The sequence below is a fragment of the Muriicola sp. Z0-33 genome (assembly GCF_026126425.1).
Taxonomy (GTDB): Bacteria; Bacteroidota; Bacteroidia; order Flavobacteriales; family Flavobacteriaceae; genus JAFMPW01.
In genome coordinates this window covers 71,256-85,915 of record NZ_JAFMPW010000009.1, presented here as the reverse complement: position 1 = coordinate 85,915, position 14,660 = coordinate 71,256, and the positions used below count along the sequence as shown (strand labels likewise).

The 14,660-nt window shown below is 39.2% G+C and carries 17 protein-coding genes; 12 read left to right on the top strand and 5 right to left on the bottom strand.

Going from position 1 to position 14,660, the window contains the following annotated elements:
* Positions 1–28: 28 nt before the first annotated feature.
* The 12 genes from ccoS to J1G40_RS13115 all read left to right on the top strand — a co-directional run bounded on the left by ccoS (position 29) and on the right by J1G40_RS13115 (position 10,242).
* The gene (gene ccoS, locus J1G40_RS13170) at positions 29–226 is read left to right on the top strand and encodes a cbb3-type cytochrome oxidase assembly protein CcoS (protein ID WP_265243113.1); all 198 of its coding nucleotides are present in this window, start codon (positions 29–31) and stop codon (positions 224–226) included.
* A gap of 2 nt (positions 227–228) precedes the next feature.
* A complete protein-coding gene (ccoN, locus tag J1G40_RS13165) occupies positions 229–2,427 on the top strand; it encodes a cytochrome-c oxidase, cbb3-type subunit I (protein ID WP_265243112.1) in 2,199 nt (732 codons plus the stop codon).
* 8 nt (positions 2,428–2,435) lie between these two features.
* The gene (locus J1G40_RS13160; RefSeq protein ID WP_265243111.1) at positions 2,436–2,627 is read left to right on the top strand and encodes a CcoQ/FixQ family Cbb3-type cytochrome c oxidase assembly chaperone; all 192 of its coding nucleotides are present in this window, start codon (positions 2,436–2,438) and stop codon (positions 2,625–2,627) included.
* Complete coding sequence (locus tag J1G40_RS13155; RefSeq protein WP_265243110.1) at positions 2,624–3,514, top strand: cbb3-type cytochrome c oxidase N-terminal domain-containing protein; 891 nt, start codon at positions 2,624–2,626, stop codon at positions 3,512–3,514. Before J1G40_RS13160 ends, J1G40_RS13155 begins: the two co-directional genes overlap by 4 nt.
* A gap of 36 nt (positions 3,515–3,550) precedes the next feature.
* Positions 3,551–4,966, top strand: a complete 1,416-nt coding sequence (gene ccoG / locus J1G40_RS13150) for a cytochrome c oxidase accessory protein CcoG (protein WP_265243109.1) — start codon at positions 3,551–3,553, stop codon at positions 4,964–4,966.
* Between the two features lie 44 nt (positions 4,967–5,010).
* Positions 5,011–5,457 carry a FixH family protein gene (locus J1G40_RS13145; protein WP_265243108.1) on the top strand — a complete coding sequence of 149 codons (447 nt, stop codon included), beginning with the start codon at positions 5,011–5,013 and terminating at the stop codon, positions 5,455–5,457.
* 92 nt (positions 5,458–5,549) lie between these two features.
* Complete coding sequence (locus J1G40_RS13140; RefSeq protein WP_265243107.1) at positions 5,550–6,257, top strand: sulfite exporter TauE/SafE family protein; 708 nt, start codon at positions 5,550–5,552, stop codon at positions 6,255–6,257.
* 42 nt (positions 6,258–6,299) lie between these two features.
* A complete protein-coding gene (locus J1G40_RS13135; protein WP_265243106.1) occupies positions 6,300–7,583 on the top strand; it encodes an acetyl-CoA hydrolase/transferase family protein in 1,284 nt (427 codons plus the stop codon).
* On the top strand, positions 7,584–8,222 hold the full coding sequence (gene deoC / locus J1G40_RS13130; RefSeq protein ID WP_265243105.1) for a deoxyribose-phosphate aldolase: 639 nt from the start codon (positions 7,584–7,586) through the stop codon (positions 8,220–8,222).
* 14 nt (positions 8,223–8,236) lie between these two features.
* Positions 8,237–8,935: a purine-nucleoside phosphorylase gene (deoD, locus tag J1G40_RS13125; protein WP_265243104.1), complete on the top strand. Its 699-nt coding sequence runs from the start codon at positions 8,237–8,239 to the stop codon at positions 8,933–8,935.
* A gap of 1 nt (position 8,936) precedes the next feature.
* Positions 8,937–9,329, top strand: a complete 393-nt coding sequence (locus J1G40_RS13120) for a group III truncated hemoglobin (protein WP_265243103.1) — start codon at positions 8,937–8,939, stop codon at positions 9,327–9,329.
* 10 nt (positions 9,330–9,339) lie between these two features.
* Entirely contained in the window at positions 9,340–10,242 is a 903-nt protein-coding gene (locus tag J1G40_RS13115) for a tryptophan 2,3-dioxygenase family protein (RefSeq protein WP_265243102.1), read from the top strand.
* A 40-nt stretch (positions 10,243–10,282) separates the two neighbouring features.
* On the opposite strand, the gene J1G40_RS13110 is transcribed toward J1G40_RS13115, so the two are convergent.
* Genes J1G40_RS13110 through J1G40_RS13090 form a run of 5 tightly spaced genes read right to left on the bottom strand, consistent with a single transcriptional unit; the run spans position 10,283 to position 14,660 of the window.
* A complete protein-coding gene (locus J1G40_RS13110; protein ID WP_265243101.1) occupies positions 10,283–11,506 on the bottom strand; it encodes a hypothetical protein in 1,224 nt (407 codons plus the stop codon).
* 23 nt (positions 11,507–11,529) lie between these two features.
* Entirely contained in the window at positions 11,530–12,312 is a 783-nt protein-coding gene (locus tag J1G40_RS13105) for an ABC transporter permease (RefSeq protein WP_265243100.1), read from the bottom strand.
* Positions 12,305–13,015, bottom strand: a complete 711-nt coding sequence (locus J1G40_RS13100; protein ID WP_265243099.1) for an ABC transporter ATP-binding protein — start codon at positions 13,013–13,015, stop codon at positions 12,305–12,307. The genes J1G40_RS13105 and J1G40_RS13100 overlap by 8 nt, the downstream gene beginning before the upstream one ends.
* Complete coding sequence (locus J1G40_RS13095) at positions 13,015–14,250, bottom strand: nitrous oxide reductase family maturation protein NosD (RefSeq protein WP_265243098.1); 1,236 nt, start codon at positions 14,248–14,250, stop codon at positions 13,015–13,017. The genes J1G40_RS13100 and J1G40_RS13095 overlap by 1 nt, the downstream gene beginning before the upstream one ends.
* 11 nt (positions 14,251–14,261) lie before the next feature.
* Complete coding sequence (locus tag J1G40_RS13090) at positions 14,262–14,660, bottom strand: nitrous oxide reductase accessory protein NosL (RefSeq protein WP_265243097.1); 399 nt, start codon at positions 14,658–14,660, stop codon at positions 14,262–14,264.

The following is a 14,660-nucleotide window of genomic DNA, read 5'->3' as shown; positions in this document are numbered from 1 at the left end:
TTAGTTTTAACCCCAGATTAAGTTTGGTATGAGTGTAATCTATGTGTTGTTAGCTATAAGCATTGCTGTGGCTCTTATCTTTTTCACCGCCTTTATTATTTCTGTCAGAAATGGGCAGTACGATGATTCGTACACCCCATCTGTCCGCATGCTCTTCGAGGACGAGATCGTTAAAAATTCCTCGACAGATGAAAAACCAAAAAAATCAATCCAACTAAATAAGTAAATATGGAAGTGCAACAATTTCATTATGATAATAAGATTGTCCAAAAATTCCTCTATGCCACAATGCTATGGGGAATTGTTGGAATGCTTGTGGGCTTACTGCTGGCCTTTATGTTTATATTTCCTAATATCACTGATGGCATCTCCTGGCTTAGTTTTGGTCGTCTTAGGCCTTTGCACACCAACGCGGTAATTTTTGCTTTTGTAGGTAATGCCCTTTTTGCCGGGGTATACTACTCTACTCAGCGCCTTTTAAAAGCTAGAATGTTCAGTGATGCGCTGAGTAATTTCAACTTTTGGGGATGGCAAGCCATTATCGTGGCTGCGGCAATAACTTTGCCATTGGGTTATACCACCTCTAAGGAATACGCAGAACTGGAATGGCCAATAGATATCGCTATCGCTCTTGTTTGGGTAGCCTTTGGATGGAACCTCATAGGCACCATGCTCAAGAGAAGGCAACGCCATCTCTATGTTGCCATTTGGTTTTACCTCGCCACATTTGTAACCGTTGCGGTACTTCATATATTCAATAGCCTTGAATTACCTATAAGTGCTCTTAAAAGTTATTCTGTTTATGCCGGGGTTCAGGACGCACTGGTGCAATGGTGGTACGGGCATAATGCCGTAGCGTTTTTCTTAACGACTCCTTTCCTGGGACTAATGTATTATTTTGTTCCCAAGGCCGCTAACAGACCCATTTATTCTTATAGATTGTCTATTGTTCACTTTTGGTCTCTGATATTTATCTATATCTGGGCCGGGCCGCATCACTTATTATACTCATCATTGCCAGATTGGGCTCAAAACCTGGGAGTAGCTTTCTCAATTATGTTAATTGCGCCCTCATGGGGTGGTATGATTAACGGACTATTAACCCTCAGGGGAGCATGGGACAAAGTCAGGACAGATCCTACCCTTAAATTTATGGTCGTGGCCATCACCGGTTATGGTATGGCGACATTTGAAGGGCCCATGCTTTCTCTAAAAAATGTAAACGCCATAGCCCACTTTAGTGATTGGATTATTGCCCATGTACATGTTGGCGCTTTAGCATGGAATGGTTTTCTAACCTTTGGTATGATCTATTGGTTGGTGCCAAAAATGTTTAAGACCCGATTATTTTCCAGGCCAATGGCTAACTTCCATTTTTGGATTGGCACCTTAGGTATCATTTTGTATGCCTTACCTATGTATGTTGCAGGATTTACTCAGGCACTTATGTGGAAAGATTTTAATCCGGATGGAACCCTTGTTTATGGTAACTTCCTGGAGACCGTAAACGAAATAATGCCTATGTACTGGATGCGTGCAATAGGTGGTAGCCTCTATCTTGTAGGTGCGATTGTTATGATATATAACATTGTAAAAACTATCCGTTCTGGCAGCAAGGTGCAAGACGAGATGGCAGAAGCTCCCGCACTTACCAGAGTCTCCAAAAAGAGGACTGCCGGCGAGACATATCATACCTGGTTAGAGCGCAAGCCCATACAGTTGACCATATTGGCCACAATAGCTATTTTGATTGGTGGTATTATCCAGATAGTTCCAACCATACTTGTAAAATCAAATATCCCGACAATCACTAGTGTGAAACCTTATTCTCCCCTGGAATTGGAAGGACGAGACCTCTACATAAGGGAAGGTTGTGTGGGTTGTCATTCCCAAATGATTAGACCGTTCCGAAGTGAAGTAGAACGTTATGGTGACTATTCCAAGGCAGGAGAATTTGTATACGATCACCCCTTCCTCTGGGGTAGTAAACGGACAGGCCCCGATCTCGCAAGAATTGGAGGGAAGTACTCCGATAGTTGGCATCTAAACCATATGTACGATCCACAAAGTACCTCCTCAGGCTCTATTATGCCTGCTTATCAATGGTTGGTACTTGACCGGCACGACAGAAGTCAGGTACAAAGTAAAATGGAAGCTATGGCCCAATTGGGTGTGCCGTATTCCGAAGAGGATATTGCCAATGCCGAGGCCAATATGGCATCGCAGGCTTTACAAATAGAAAAAAACCTCTATACAGACCCCGAATTTGCAAAGGGATACGAGGAAGACAAGAAGTACGCTGCTGACAATGGACAGGACTTCATTGAAATGCGCGATAGAGAAATTGTTGCTCTAATTGCCTATTTACAAAGGCTGGGTACAGATATTAAAGTAAAAGAAACCGCCGAAAACTTATCGGTTAAATAGATATAGTTATGCTAAAATATATAAAGAACCATATGGAAAGTATAGAGGGTATCGCTACCTATCCTATGATATCATTACTGATCTTCTTTGTTTTTTTTACGTTGCTTTTTTGGTGGGTTTTTACCGCTTCCAAAGAGCATATAAAAGAAGTTAGTGAACTTCCGCTAGACGATAACAACCAAAATACCGAACAATTATGAAAAATATGATGCCATGGTGGATTAGGGTCCCCTTACTGTTCTTTTTGATCTTTGGATTGATGGAGTACTTCATAGACTCTGGAGAAAAACCAGCGTTTTTAGAGTATCCGGTTACTCAATGGTTTCTACTGCTTACTCTTTTAATACTGATAGCTATAGAACTCATTTTAAGCGCTATTGAAAACACTATGCTTCAGACCTTATCAGAAGAAGCCAGAGAGCGCTATCTAAACAGCAAAGAAAGTCGTTGGGAATGGAAATGGGGCAAGAGAATTTATAAAAAACTATTGGGCTCCAAACCTCTTGAAGAAGAAGGTGAAATAATTCTGGATCACAACTATGACGGTATCAGAGAGCTAGATAATAAGCTGCCTCCATGGTGGGTGTATATGTTCTATGCCACCATAATATTTGGGGTGGTATATCTGGCCAGATTTCATGTCTTTGGTGATTATACACAAGACCAGGAATACGAGCAGGAAGTGGCAGCTGCACAAATCGCCATAGATGCTTACAAAAAAACAGCCAAAGATCTGGTAGATGCTAATACGGTTGTACTCCTGACAGATGCAGGAGATCTAAGTGCGGGTAAAGCCATATTTGATGCAAGTTGTGCTGTCTGTCACATGCCAGATGGCGGTGGTGGAATTGGCCCTAACCTTACGGACCAGAACTGGATTTTAGGAGGGGGAATTAAAAACATTTTCAATACAATTTCGGAAGGGGGAAGAGACGGCAAAGGAATGATCGCCTGGAAACAAACCCTAAAACCTTTAGAAATGGCCCAGGTGGGTAGTTATATTGTAAAAATGCAAGGAACTACCCCTGCTAATCCAAAAGCAGCGGAGGGTGATATCTGGGTAGAGGAAAATGCTCCTGAGGAGTAGAACTAGACCTGTAACCTGGCTTCAGAGGAAGGCGCTATGACGGAAGAAGAAAATTTTAGGGATTCTATAGGCACTATTGATAAAGAAGGCAAGCGCGCCTGGATATTTCCTAAGAAACCCAGTGGAAGATTTTATAAATACCGGAAATGGGTAAGCTATTTCTTGTTGCTATTCCTGGTACTCTCTCCATTTGTAAAACTAAATGGCAACCAATTCCTGATGTTCAATGTGCTGGAACGCCGATTTAATATTTTCGGTTTTCCTTTCTGGCCACAAGACTTTCACCTTTTTGTAATTTCCATGATCATTGGCGTTATTTTTATAGCGCTGTTCACTGTTGCTTTCGGTAGAATTTTCTGTGGCTGGATGTGTCCTCAAACTATTTTTCTGGAGATGGTGTTCCGCAGAATAGAATATTGGATAGATGGTGACCGCGGAGCCCAGATGCGATTGGACCGGCAACCCTGGAATGCTGAAAAAATACGAAAGCGAACGTCTAAATGGTTCATTTTTTTTATCATCTCATTCATAATTGCGAATGTCTTTTTGGCCTACCTCATAGGGGGAGATCAACTGCTACGATATATCATTGAAGGCCCGCTAAATCATGTCAATACATTAATTTCCCTCCTCATATTTACTGCCGTATTCTATTTTGTATTTGCATGGTTCAGAGAGCAAGTCTGCATTATCGCCTGCCCTTATGGAAGAATGCAAGGCGTTCTACTGGATAACAAATCTATTGTGGTAGCTTATGATCATAAACGGGGTGAAGGTGAGAACGGCCGAAAGAAATTCAGGAAAAACGAAGACAGGAAAAGTCTGGGCCATGGAGATTGTATAGATTGTTTTCAATGCGTCAATGTCTGCCCCACCGGTATCGATATCCGGAATGGCACACAACTGGAATGTGTAAACTGCACGGCCTGCATTGATGAATGTGATACCATCATGGAGAAGGTAAATCTCCCAACAGGTTTGATCCGCTATGCAAGTGAAGATAATATTGTTAAAAAAGCTAAATTTAGTTTTACCCCAAGGCTTAAAGGTTATTCTGCAGTACTTGTAATTTTGACAGGAGTCTTGATCGGGATGTTATTTTTACGGAACGAACTTGAAGCCAATATTTTAAGATTACCAGGGCAACTGTACGAGCGCAAGGAAGGTAATATCATTAGTAATGTGTATACCTTTAAATTGATCAATAAAACCACAAAAGAAATCCCTGATGTAAACTTCAGATTGATCTCTCATAAAGGAAAAATAGATCTGGTGACTCACAAGAACTTTACCGTGCCCTCTCAGGACCTTGCGGAAGGGACCCTCTTTATAGAAATTAATAATGCCGCCCTCAGTGGGGACAAGGATAAATTAAGAATTGGAGTATACAGTGGAGATGAACTTATTGAAACTACAAGCGCCAGATTTCTGGCGCCAAGAAGTTACAATTAGTTCTACCATTTGAATTAATTTGATAATCTGGAAAATAGATAGCTATGAAAATAAATTGGGGAACAGCAATAGTGATGGCATTTGCAGCATTTATTGCCTTTATACTGTATTTTGTATTCATTGCAAGCACAGATAACAGAGCAGAACACGATCTTGTAACAGAAGATTACTATAAGGAGGAACTGGCCTATCAAAAGGAAATTAATGCCCAGACCAATGCCTCTAAATTATCAACACCTATCAAAATAATTAAAGGAGAAGAAGGCCTGATAATCTACATACCAGAAGAATTTAATACTCAAAACACTAAAGGAACAGTGTCCTTATACAGACCATCTAATAAACAATTGGATTTCGACTTACCTTTAAGTTGGTCCAAATCACATTTGCTCATACCTGACAAACGTTTATTGGATGGTCGTTGGGACATTAAAATTTATTGGGTATATAAGGAAAAAGCCTACTTGCATAAAGAAAGTATTGTTTACTGAGATAAATAGACCTGGACATTTTGCAAGGATACAATAAGGAATACTATCTCATAAATACGAGATATTTATCAAAAACAAAATTGCCATAAAACATGTTGATATCGGCTGTCATATTGGGATTGATGGGAAGTTTACACTGCATTGGTATGTGTGGCCCTATTGCTTTTATGCTCCCTGTTGACAATACCAATTCTTTAAAGAAAGCCGGTCAACTTTCAATATATCATCTGGGCCGTTTGTTAGCCTATGGAAGCATAGGAGTAATTTTTGGTCTTCTTGGTAAGGGTCTTTACATTTTCGGTATGCAACAAAAACTATCAGTGATTATTGGTGTCATCATGATAATTGTTGTGCTTATTCCTTACCGCACTTTTGCTAAGTATAACTTCTCCAAGCCTGTATTCAGAATCATCTCAAAAATTAAAACCGGACTTGGTAAAGAACTAAAAAAGAAAACTCCTGATACATTTTTGACTATAGGTGTTTTAAATGGATTTCTACCTTGTGGATTGGTATATATGGCACTTTTTGGTGCAATAGCAATGGGTAATGCCCTTGAAGGCGCATTTTATATGATGCTTTTCGGCCTGGGTACAATTCCGTTAATGACGGCAGCCGTTTACTTTGGATCCATTATTAAGGGGACCTTAAGAACCCGGCTGAGAAAGGCAGTGCCTGTTTTTGTAATTTTGATCGGTTCCTTATTCATTCTCCGTGGTTTGGGACTGGGTATACCATATATTTCTCCCAAGCCAGTTACGGAGATGGTATCTGCTGATATGGAATGTCAGCAACCATAATAGTCGGACAAGATCACTAATTAATAAAATAGATTAAGACATATGAAAATAGTTTCTGCGGTTGAAGCCGTATCTCAAGTGCGATCTGGAGATCGCGTTTTTTTACAGGGAGCAGCTATGACTCCAAATATTTTGATCGATGCACTATGTGAGCGATACAACGAATTAAAAGATGTTGAAATTATTTCAATACATACTGAAGGGGAAGCCAAATACGCTCATTTGCCATATAGCGAAAGTTTTAAAATGAACAGTTGTTTTGTGGGCCCTAATGTCAGAAAATTGGTTAACAGTACACGAGGCGACTATATCCCCATTTTTCTAAGCGAAATTCATTTATTATTTCGAAAAAAAATACTGCCCCTTGATGTGGCCATAGTTCAGGTCTCCCCTCCGGACAAACACGGATTTTGTTCGCTCGGAGTTTCTGTTGATGTTGCCTTGCCAGCCATTCAGACAGCAAAAAAAGTCATTGCGCAAATTAATCCCTGCGTTCCCAGAACCCATGGAGATGGTATCATTCATATTAAGAATATTGATTGCGCTATTGAGGTGGACACTCCAATTCATATTCATGATCTGGTCCCAATTTCAGATATTGAAGAGCAAATAGGCAAACAGGTCGCACAGCTTGTTGAAGACGGTGCTACCCTTCAGATGGGTATTGGAAATATCCCCAACGCTGTACTGAAAAATCTGCACAACCATAAACGACTAGGAGTACATACAGAAATGTTTTCTGATGGGCTGCTGCCACTAATTGAAAACGGTATACTAACCGGTGAGGATAAAGAGATTAAAACAGGAAAAATTGTTTCTTGCTTTGCCGTGGGCTCACAAAAATTATATGATTTTGTCGATGACAACCCCCTGGTACATTTTAAAGAAGCAGGATATACAAATGATGCCGCGATCATTCGAAGAAATCCAAAAGTTACTGCAATTAATAGTGCTATTGAGATAGATTTAACCGGCCAGGTATGTGCTGATACTATTGGCAAGTTCCAGTATTCCGGTGTTGGAGGACAGATGGATTTTATAAGGGCTGCAGCACTTTCAGAGCGGGGCAAACCCATTTTTGCTATGCCATCTGTAACTTCCAAAGGCATTTCAAAAATTACACCTTATCTTAAGCATGGTGCAGGCGTAACCACAACAAGGGCACATGTTCATTATGTGGCTACCGAATACGGTGTTGTGGACCTCTTTGGAAAAAACCTGAAAGAAAGGGCAGATGCACTAATATCAATTGCACATCCCGACCATAGGGAGGAATTGCAAAAAGAGGCTTTTGAAAGGTTCGGCAGTACCAAAAATTTTGCATAAATGGATTTAGCACAGTATATAGACCATACTTTATTAAAGCCAACGGCTACTAGTCTGGACATTATAAATTTGTGCTCTGAAGCAAAACAACATCAATTTTATGCCGTCTGTGTTAATGGCTGCTTTGTAGCATTAGCACAAAAACAATTGATGGGCTCGGGAGTAAAACTTGCTGCGGTTATTGGATTCCCGCTTGGGGCAATGTCTACAGCATCTAAGGTTGCCGAAGCCAAAAACTGTGTAGAAAACGGGGCAGACGAAATTGATATGGTGATCAACATTGGATGGCTTAAAGAAGGACTATATGATAGTATAACCAGCGAAATAGCATCAATTAAGGAAGCTATCCAGGGCAAAGTTTTAAAAGTAATTATTGAAACCTGTTTCCTGAATGAAGAAGAAAAAAGCCGTGCTTGTAAGCTTATCATTGCCGCCAAAGCAGATTTCGTAAAAACTTCAACAGGTTTTGGCACTGGCGGTGCCACCCTAGGGGATGTAGAATTAATTAAAAATACGGTCAAAGGTTTGGCTGCCATAAAAGCCTCTGGCGGAATTAAAGACAAAACCACTGCCCTTAGATATATTGAAATGGGAGTTAGCAGGATTGGCACTTCCTCAGGAATTGCAATAGTAAATTAAGAGCACACATTAGTATGAGTTTACATATCGATGCCAACAAAAATGATATTGCGGATGCCGTTTTGCTTCCAGGTGACCCCTTGCGTGCTAAATGGATTGCTGAAACTTTTTTGGAAAATGCGGTGTGCTATAATAAGGTAAGAGGCATGTTTGGTTATACAGGTAACTACAAGGATAAACGTGTTTCTGTTCAGGGTAGTGGTATGGGGATTCCTTCTGCCTTGATTTACTATCATGAACTTATAAAGGAATATGGGGTAAAAACTTTAATAAGAGTAGGCACTGCAGGTTCTTATCAAAAACACATCGGGTTAAAAGACATCGTGTTTGCCATGTCTGCTTCAACCACCTCTGGCATTAATAAAAAACAATTTGGATTTGGGAGTTATGCCCCTACAGCGGATTTTGATTTACTTATCAAAGCAGCAGAATATGCAACCAAAAATAACATCGCTTTTAATGCCGGGAATGTATTGTCTTCTGACCAGTTTTATAGCGAAGATCCGGACGCCTATAAAAAATGGGCGAAAAGTGGTGTATTATGTGCAGAGATGGAAGCTGCAGGATTGTACACCATAGCTTCCAAAAATAACGTACAGGCCCTTGCCATTCTTACCATTTCAGATTCCCTGGTGAGCAATACAGCCTGTAGCGCCGAAGAGCGGGAAAATACATTTACTAAAATGGTTGAAATAGCCCTGAACATAATATAAAATGGAAACCAAAAGCGACATAAAAAACCGGAAAGATATTTCATTGCTGGTCCGGACCTTTTATGCGAAAATCAGAAAGGATGAAATACTGGGGCCGATATTTAATGCTATAATCAGGGATTGGGAAAGTCACTTTAGTCTACTCACAGATTTCTGGGAAACACAACTCTTCTTAAATCGCAAATATTCCGGGAACCCGGTCCTTGTACATCAGGAAGTTGATGATAAAATGAACCATTCTCTAACACCCGAGCATTTTGGATATTGGATTAACCTTTGGTTCTCTACTATAGATGAATTATTTGAGGGAGAAAATGCCTGGATAGCAAAAAACAGGGCGCAAAAAATGAGCACAATGCTATACATGCAGATATATCAGCACAGACAAAATTAATAGATAAATCATGTCGGATATCAAGAAAAAACTGAAGGAGAAATATGAGCAATTAGGGGAAAATCCAGAGACTTATTTGAAAGGCCTCTTACATGCCAAACCAATAAACTATTGGGACTATGTAGAAGTAAATACATTGCTTTCTTTGCAAAAGCCAAGAACGCATTTTAAAGACGAAAGTATTTTTATTATGTACCATCAGGTTACCGAACTGGTACTGAAAATGATGTGTCATGAACTGGAACAAATCACAGAAGAAAAACAACTCACCGAAGACTATCTCATCACTAAAATCAACAGATTAAATAGATATACCACTTTGCTCATTACTTCTTTTGATATTATGAAAGATGGGATGGATTATGACGATTACAACATATTCAGATCTACACTTACCCCTGCCAGTGGCTTCCAAAGTGCTCAATTCAGGTATATTGAGCTCTATTGCACCCGCTTGCAAAACCTTGTCAATGATCAAGGCAAAAGCAGACTACCCGTAAAACCGACCATCGCAGATTATTTTGAGCACATCTACTGGAAAGACGCCGGGCTCAATAGAAAAACGGGTGAAAAAACTTTGACTATGCAGCAGTTTGAGGATGAATATCTTGAAGGATTCGTAGCATTTGCTAAAAAAATAGAGGGTAACACACTTGAAGATCGCATTTTAGAACTCCCGGAACTATCCTCGGATTTAAAAGACAAATTAAAAGAATTTGATGTTTTGTATAATGTAAAATGGCCTTTGGTTCATCTCAGTACAGCAAAGCACTATTTAAATAAAAAAGGAGAACAAAAGGCAGCAACCGGCGGATCTAAATGGATAAAATACTTGCACCCCAAGCATCAGCAACGTAAATTCTTTCCTGTATTATGGACACAAAACGAGAAAGATAGCTGGGGAAGCAATTAGTATTTTTGAACAATTTTACTTTAACTTTCCTCCGAACCGATTAATGTTTGTGATTACCTCTCCTGATATTCAGGCTATTTGAGAGCAAAATAAGCATCAAACTTAGCACCATTAACAAGCTGGCAATAGCTATTAGCTCAGAATTCCCTGCAATTATTTTTAGTTTTAACCAGGCGGTTATTGCCCTGGAAAAGATAAATAATTCTGAAAGGATAAAACCAGAGAGATATAGGTAATACATATTCCTCCGGATTCTTAACATCTTAAAATAATCGAGGAATAAAAACAATCCTATAGTCACCACACCCAAAAAAGTTAAATGTAGGTAGCCTATGGTAAAATCTAAAAACTCTACTGCCAGGCCGGCAAAATAGGGCAACGCACTTAACAATTGCAATATCATTTTTAGACCAGCCAAAAAGACAATTATCTTTAACATCCCAATATGAAGAGGGGAGAAAAACTTATCCGCTCTCTTCTGTATTTTAAGAAGTGAAACCCCAAGAACTAAGAATGCCCCTATTTGTAAAATTGCTCCAATGGCTCCTAAAATATTAACTATTACATGTGGTTTTGCAAAGAGGGCAGATAAGAAGAAAGAGAGAATTATTCCCAGATTTAGACTCCCATAAAATAACTTCATTGTCTTCTCTGGGATAACTAGTTGTTGTCTTTCAAGAACAAACAACAACATTCCGACAAGAGATAGTATCATCCAGCCATTATATAGAAAATGAAGATAGAAATAGATGGCCAGACGGTACCAAACAGATTCCGGACCTAAAATATTCATAATTGCTCCCAGGGCCCAGGGCCCCGCACTAGAGATTACCAGATACCATAAAGATGCCCTTATACACTTAAAGGAATCTGATTTCCGGTAAGTGATCGGCGTATATTTCAAAAAAAACCAGGTAAACCAGTACGAAGCAAACAAAAAGAGGGTAGAAAAGATAATGGAAAACAAGGCATACCCCATAAAGGGAAAAGTAAAAAGCATCCCTATTAATGACACTTGCGTAAACCAAAAGATTCTGGAATACTTCTTGTTGAAACTGGTTTTGGCTAAATACAACTTGTACAATATGGTGGAAACAGATAAATAAACCCATCCCAATAGTGCAATATGCGAATGGGTATTCAGGATAAACTTGTAATTTATCGGGATTTCCAGAAGATTAAATGAACGTAAAACCAGGCCTAATACGGCAGCCAAAATGAAATAAATTAGAGCGATTTTTACATGATGATTTGGCTTGATCATTCGCGAGGCTTTTTTTGATTTTATCAGAAATCTTTTCGCCTGGATTTATAAGACAAACTCCAAATTGGTAGAATCGCCCAAAGTAATAGCAATCCAAAAGAAATAATCAGACCAGAATTGGTGCCAAAGAATTGCTTAAATACGGCTCCCGTATAACCCAGTAAAGCCGAAATATCTAATTTCAGAAGTATTAACGTACGCGACAGATCTATAGGATTGGCCATGGCAGCTGCCAGAGAAAAGGTGTCCAGGGGATATTCCTCAAAAATTATGAGCGACAGTAAAAACAATCCGTCATAGATTACTGCTAAGAATAACCATAGTAACACTGCATAACCAAAACCTTTGATCTTATTTTCATTAGACAATGCTATATTAAACGCCAGACCGGTAAAAATAAATGTCAGGAAAGATCCTGTAACGAGTAAAAGGGAAAAATTCCAAATGGCATCGCTTTTAAATAGACCGTACAAGACAAATGGTATTCCCAAACCTAACATAAGGCTCAGGGTCAGTGAAGTTGCCACACCAAAAAATTGGCCCAGAAAGATAGAGGAACGCTTTAAGGGCTGTGCCAGCAATAATTCTATAAACTCTCTTGAATTATAGAAATACATGACTCCAAAGATGGTTCCGATAAGCGGCACCAACACAATGATCACATTCATTAAGGTAATAACCGCTTTGGACAGATCGTTGTTTAGGAATAATAACACAAAGCCCAACAACAAATAAAAGAGAAAGTACACATAGCTCCAGCGACTGCGCATTAAATCGTAAAAACTGTATTTTAATATTTTAAGCATGTGTTTTGTAATTTGCTATAGCCGCAATGGCATGTTCAAAATCTTTCTCTTTTGTTTTCTCTTTTAGTTCCTTGATACTCCCCTGAAAATATATATTGCCTTCGAGCAAATACACTATTTCGTCTGCCACCTCTTCAACAAACTGCATAATGTGCGAAGTGATCAACAAGGTTTTACCCTTCGACTTCTCTTTTTGGATCAGCTCTTTTAATTGTATTAGTGATGCCGGATCCAAACCGGTGGTGGGCTCATCTAAAATCATCAGCGGGCTGTCGAACATAAAGGCCATCACAATATTTACCTTTTGTTTTGTGCCACCAGAAAGTGTACTTAATTTTTTATCCAGAAAAGGTTCTAATTCCAATAGTGAGATCAGTTGTTCCTCCTCACTTGGTTTTTGACGAAGATCAATGATCATCTGAATTAATTCTTTTACACTAAGGTTGTTTGGAAAATTGGCGATCTGTGGCAAATAATTAATTTCCTTGCGATATTTCCATTTACCCTTTATGCTACTATCGAAAACCGAAATATCACCAGCATCCGGGATTACCATCCCCAAAACGCTTTTAATGAGTGTGGTTTTTCCTGAGCCATTTGGTCCTAAAATTGCATAAATCCCTCCATTAGTGATGTCCAGGTCAACCCCGGTGAGCACCTTGTTTTTGCCATACTTCTTGTGCAAGTCTGTTATGCCTATCATTATAATTTCTTCATTAGAGGATTAGCGTCTATTAGTTTATCGGGGGTGAAAACAGGGGAGACCTTTTCAGAAAAATCAATGATATCCATAAACAGGCTTCTGAGCATTATTATCGTCTCCGGGGTTCTGTTCACAATATAGGAGAACAGTTTTACAGGCCTGTAGGGCACATCACCTATGCCATTTTTATCCAGATCATACCCGGTATATGAGCTCCAGAAATTCTGATCAAAAACATTGTCGTTGAGCTTACTGTTATAAGAAACATCGAAAGAGTTATAAAGGAAATTATTATTAATCACAATATTCCCATAGCAAGCCCCCCGCACTTTTAAGGCCCAGCCATTATTTATAAAATCATTCTTTTCATAACGCACCCTGTTTGTACCTTCTACAGTAATACCGGTGGTATTATCTTCAAAAGTGTTACCTCTAATTTCCGCATCATTAATTTCCTTTAGTAATAATCCGTAAGAAGTAGGGCCCCAATTTTTTCTAAAGATGTTGTCTATCATTTTAATTTCCTTTGAAAACATCACCGCCACTCCGGCACCGTTGTTCTCAAAAACATTGTTTTGATAAGTATCATTATTGGAAAACATGAAATGCAAGCCGTAGCGAACGTTATCCGAACTCCTGTTGTTACTGATATTAATGTTATCAGAAAATTCCAGATAGATACCATCTCTTACATGTTGCACAATATTGCCATCAATATCAACATACTGGCAATACCATAATTGTATACCGTTGCCAGAGTTGAACTCTTCCACCGCGTCTCCCACAATTTTGTTGTTATACACTTTGCCGTGCTGGGATTTCTCCAGATATATACCAAAAAATAATTTCTCCAATACCACATTCTGGATAAGAAAATTTTTGCTTTTTATAACCCGTATTGCAGCATAATCCGAGGTATAACTTGTGCCAACATTAATGATGAACAAGCCATCTACGGTAACCCCATCTGATGTTATGGTAATTATCTCTCCTTTATCTTCTCCGTCAATCACAGGATATCCCTTCCCAAGCAGGGTCATTGGTTTATCTATTACCAGGTTATATTCCTTATAAGTTCCTTTTTTAACAAGAACGGTATCATAATCTGAGGCCATGGCTATTGCTTCCTTAACAGAAGCCACCTCACATGAATAACAGACTTCAATGGTTTTGGCCCAAAGGCCTGACCCTGTAATGGTACAAAAGAAAAGAATGAATAATCCTCTTATGTTCATAGTGTTCCTTCTTAGAGTACTATATATCTGACAGCAATATTTACCGCCCAATCCTCATCCATAAATATACCATTATAGTTCTGATATAGAGGTATCGCTTCTTCCATCAGACTTGGTACATCTTTGCTTTTTAAATGATAGGCTTTTGTTGCATCTATGAACCGGCCGCTTGTATAATCTGTGACGGAAAGCTTAGAAAAACTGTTCTGATCCTTTGTTTTCAAGTAATTCACCAGGCATTCTATCGCATCAAAACTCACTGGGTTTCCAGCACCGGAAGTCGCTTCTGCCCTGAACGCATTGTCATTGATCTCCATATTACAAAGTGCACATGACTTGGTTTGAGCCATGCTCATCTCAGTAACAACAAGGCATAGGAAGAGTGTAAAAAGTACTTTAAAAGTGCTCAT

What these genes read in the sequence shown, in the direction of transcription:
- ccoS (WP_265243113.1), top strand. Translation starts at nt 29, where the DNA reads ATGAGTGTAATCTATGTGTTGTTAGCTATAAGCATTGCTGTGGCTCTT.
- ccoN (WP_265243112.1), top strand. Translation starts at nt 229, where the DNA reads ATGGAAGTGCAACAATTTCATTATGATAATAAGATTGTCCAAAAATTC.
- J1G40_RS13160 (WP_265243111.1), top strand. Translation starts at nt 2,436, where the DNA reads ATGCTAAAATATATAAAGAACCATATGGAAAGTATAGAGGGTATCGCT.
- J1G40_RS13155 (WP_265243110.1), top strand. Translation starts at nt 2,624, where the DNA reads ATGAAAAATATGATGCCATGGTGGATTAGGGTCCCCTTACTGTTCTTT.
- ccoG (WP_265243109.1), top strand. Translation starts at nt 3,551, where the DNA reads ATGACGGAAGAAGAAAATTTTAGGGATTCTATAGGCACTATTGATAAA.
- J1G40_RS13145 (WP_265243108.1), top strand. Translation starts at nt 5,011, where the DNA reads ATGAAAATAAATTGGGGAACAGCAATAGTGATGGCATTTGCAGCATTT.
- J1G40_RS13140 (WP_265243107.1), top strand. Translation starts at nt 5,550, where the DNA reads ATGTTGATATCGGCTGTCATATTGGGATTGATGGGAAGTTTACACTGC.
- J1G40_RS13135 (WP_265243106.1), top strand. Translation starts at nt 6,300, where the DNA reads ATGAAAATAGTTTCTGCGGTTGAAGCCGTATCTCAAGTGCGATCTGGA.
- deoC (WP_265243105.1), top strand. Translation starts at nt 7,584, where the DNA reads ATGGATTTAGCACAGTATATAGACCATACTTTATTAAAGCCAACGGCT.
- deoD (WP_265243104.1), top strand. Translation starts at nt 8,237, where the DNA reads ATGAGTTTACATATCGATGCCAACAAAAATGATATTGCGGATGCCGTT.
- J1G40_RS13120 (WP_265243103.1), top strand. Translation starts at nt 8,937, where the DNA reads ATGGAAACCAAAAGCGACATAAAAAACCGGAAAGATATTTCATTGCTG.
- J1G40_RS13115 (WP_265243102.1), top strand. Translation starts at nt 9,340, where the DNA reads ATGTCGGATATCAAGAAAAAACTGAAGGAGAAATATGAGCAATTAGGG.
- J1G40_RS13110 (WP_265243101.1), bottom strand. Translation starts at nt 11,506, where the DNA reads ATGATCAAGCCAAATCATCATGTAAAAATCGCTCTAATTTATTTCATT.
- J1G40_RS13105 (WP_265243100.1), bottom strand. Translation starts at nt 12,312, where the DNA reads ATGCTTAAAATATTAAAATACAGTTTTTACGATTTAATGCGCAGTCGC.
- J1G40_RS13100 (WP_265243099.1), bottom strand. Translation starts at nt 13,015, where the DNA reads ATGATAGGCATAACAGACTTGCACAAGAAGTATGGCAAAAACAAGGTG.
- J1G40_RS13095 (WP_265243098.1), bottom strand. Translation starts at nt 14,250, where the DNA reads ATGAACATAAGAGGATTATTCATTCTTTTCTTTTGTACCATTACAGGG.
- J1G40_RS13090 (WP_265243097.1), bottom strand. Translation starts at nt 14,660, where the DNA reads ATGAGCACTTTTAAAGTACTTTTTACACTCTTCCTATGCCTTGTTGTT.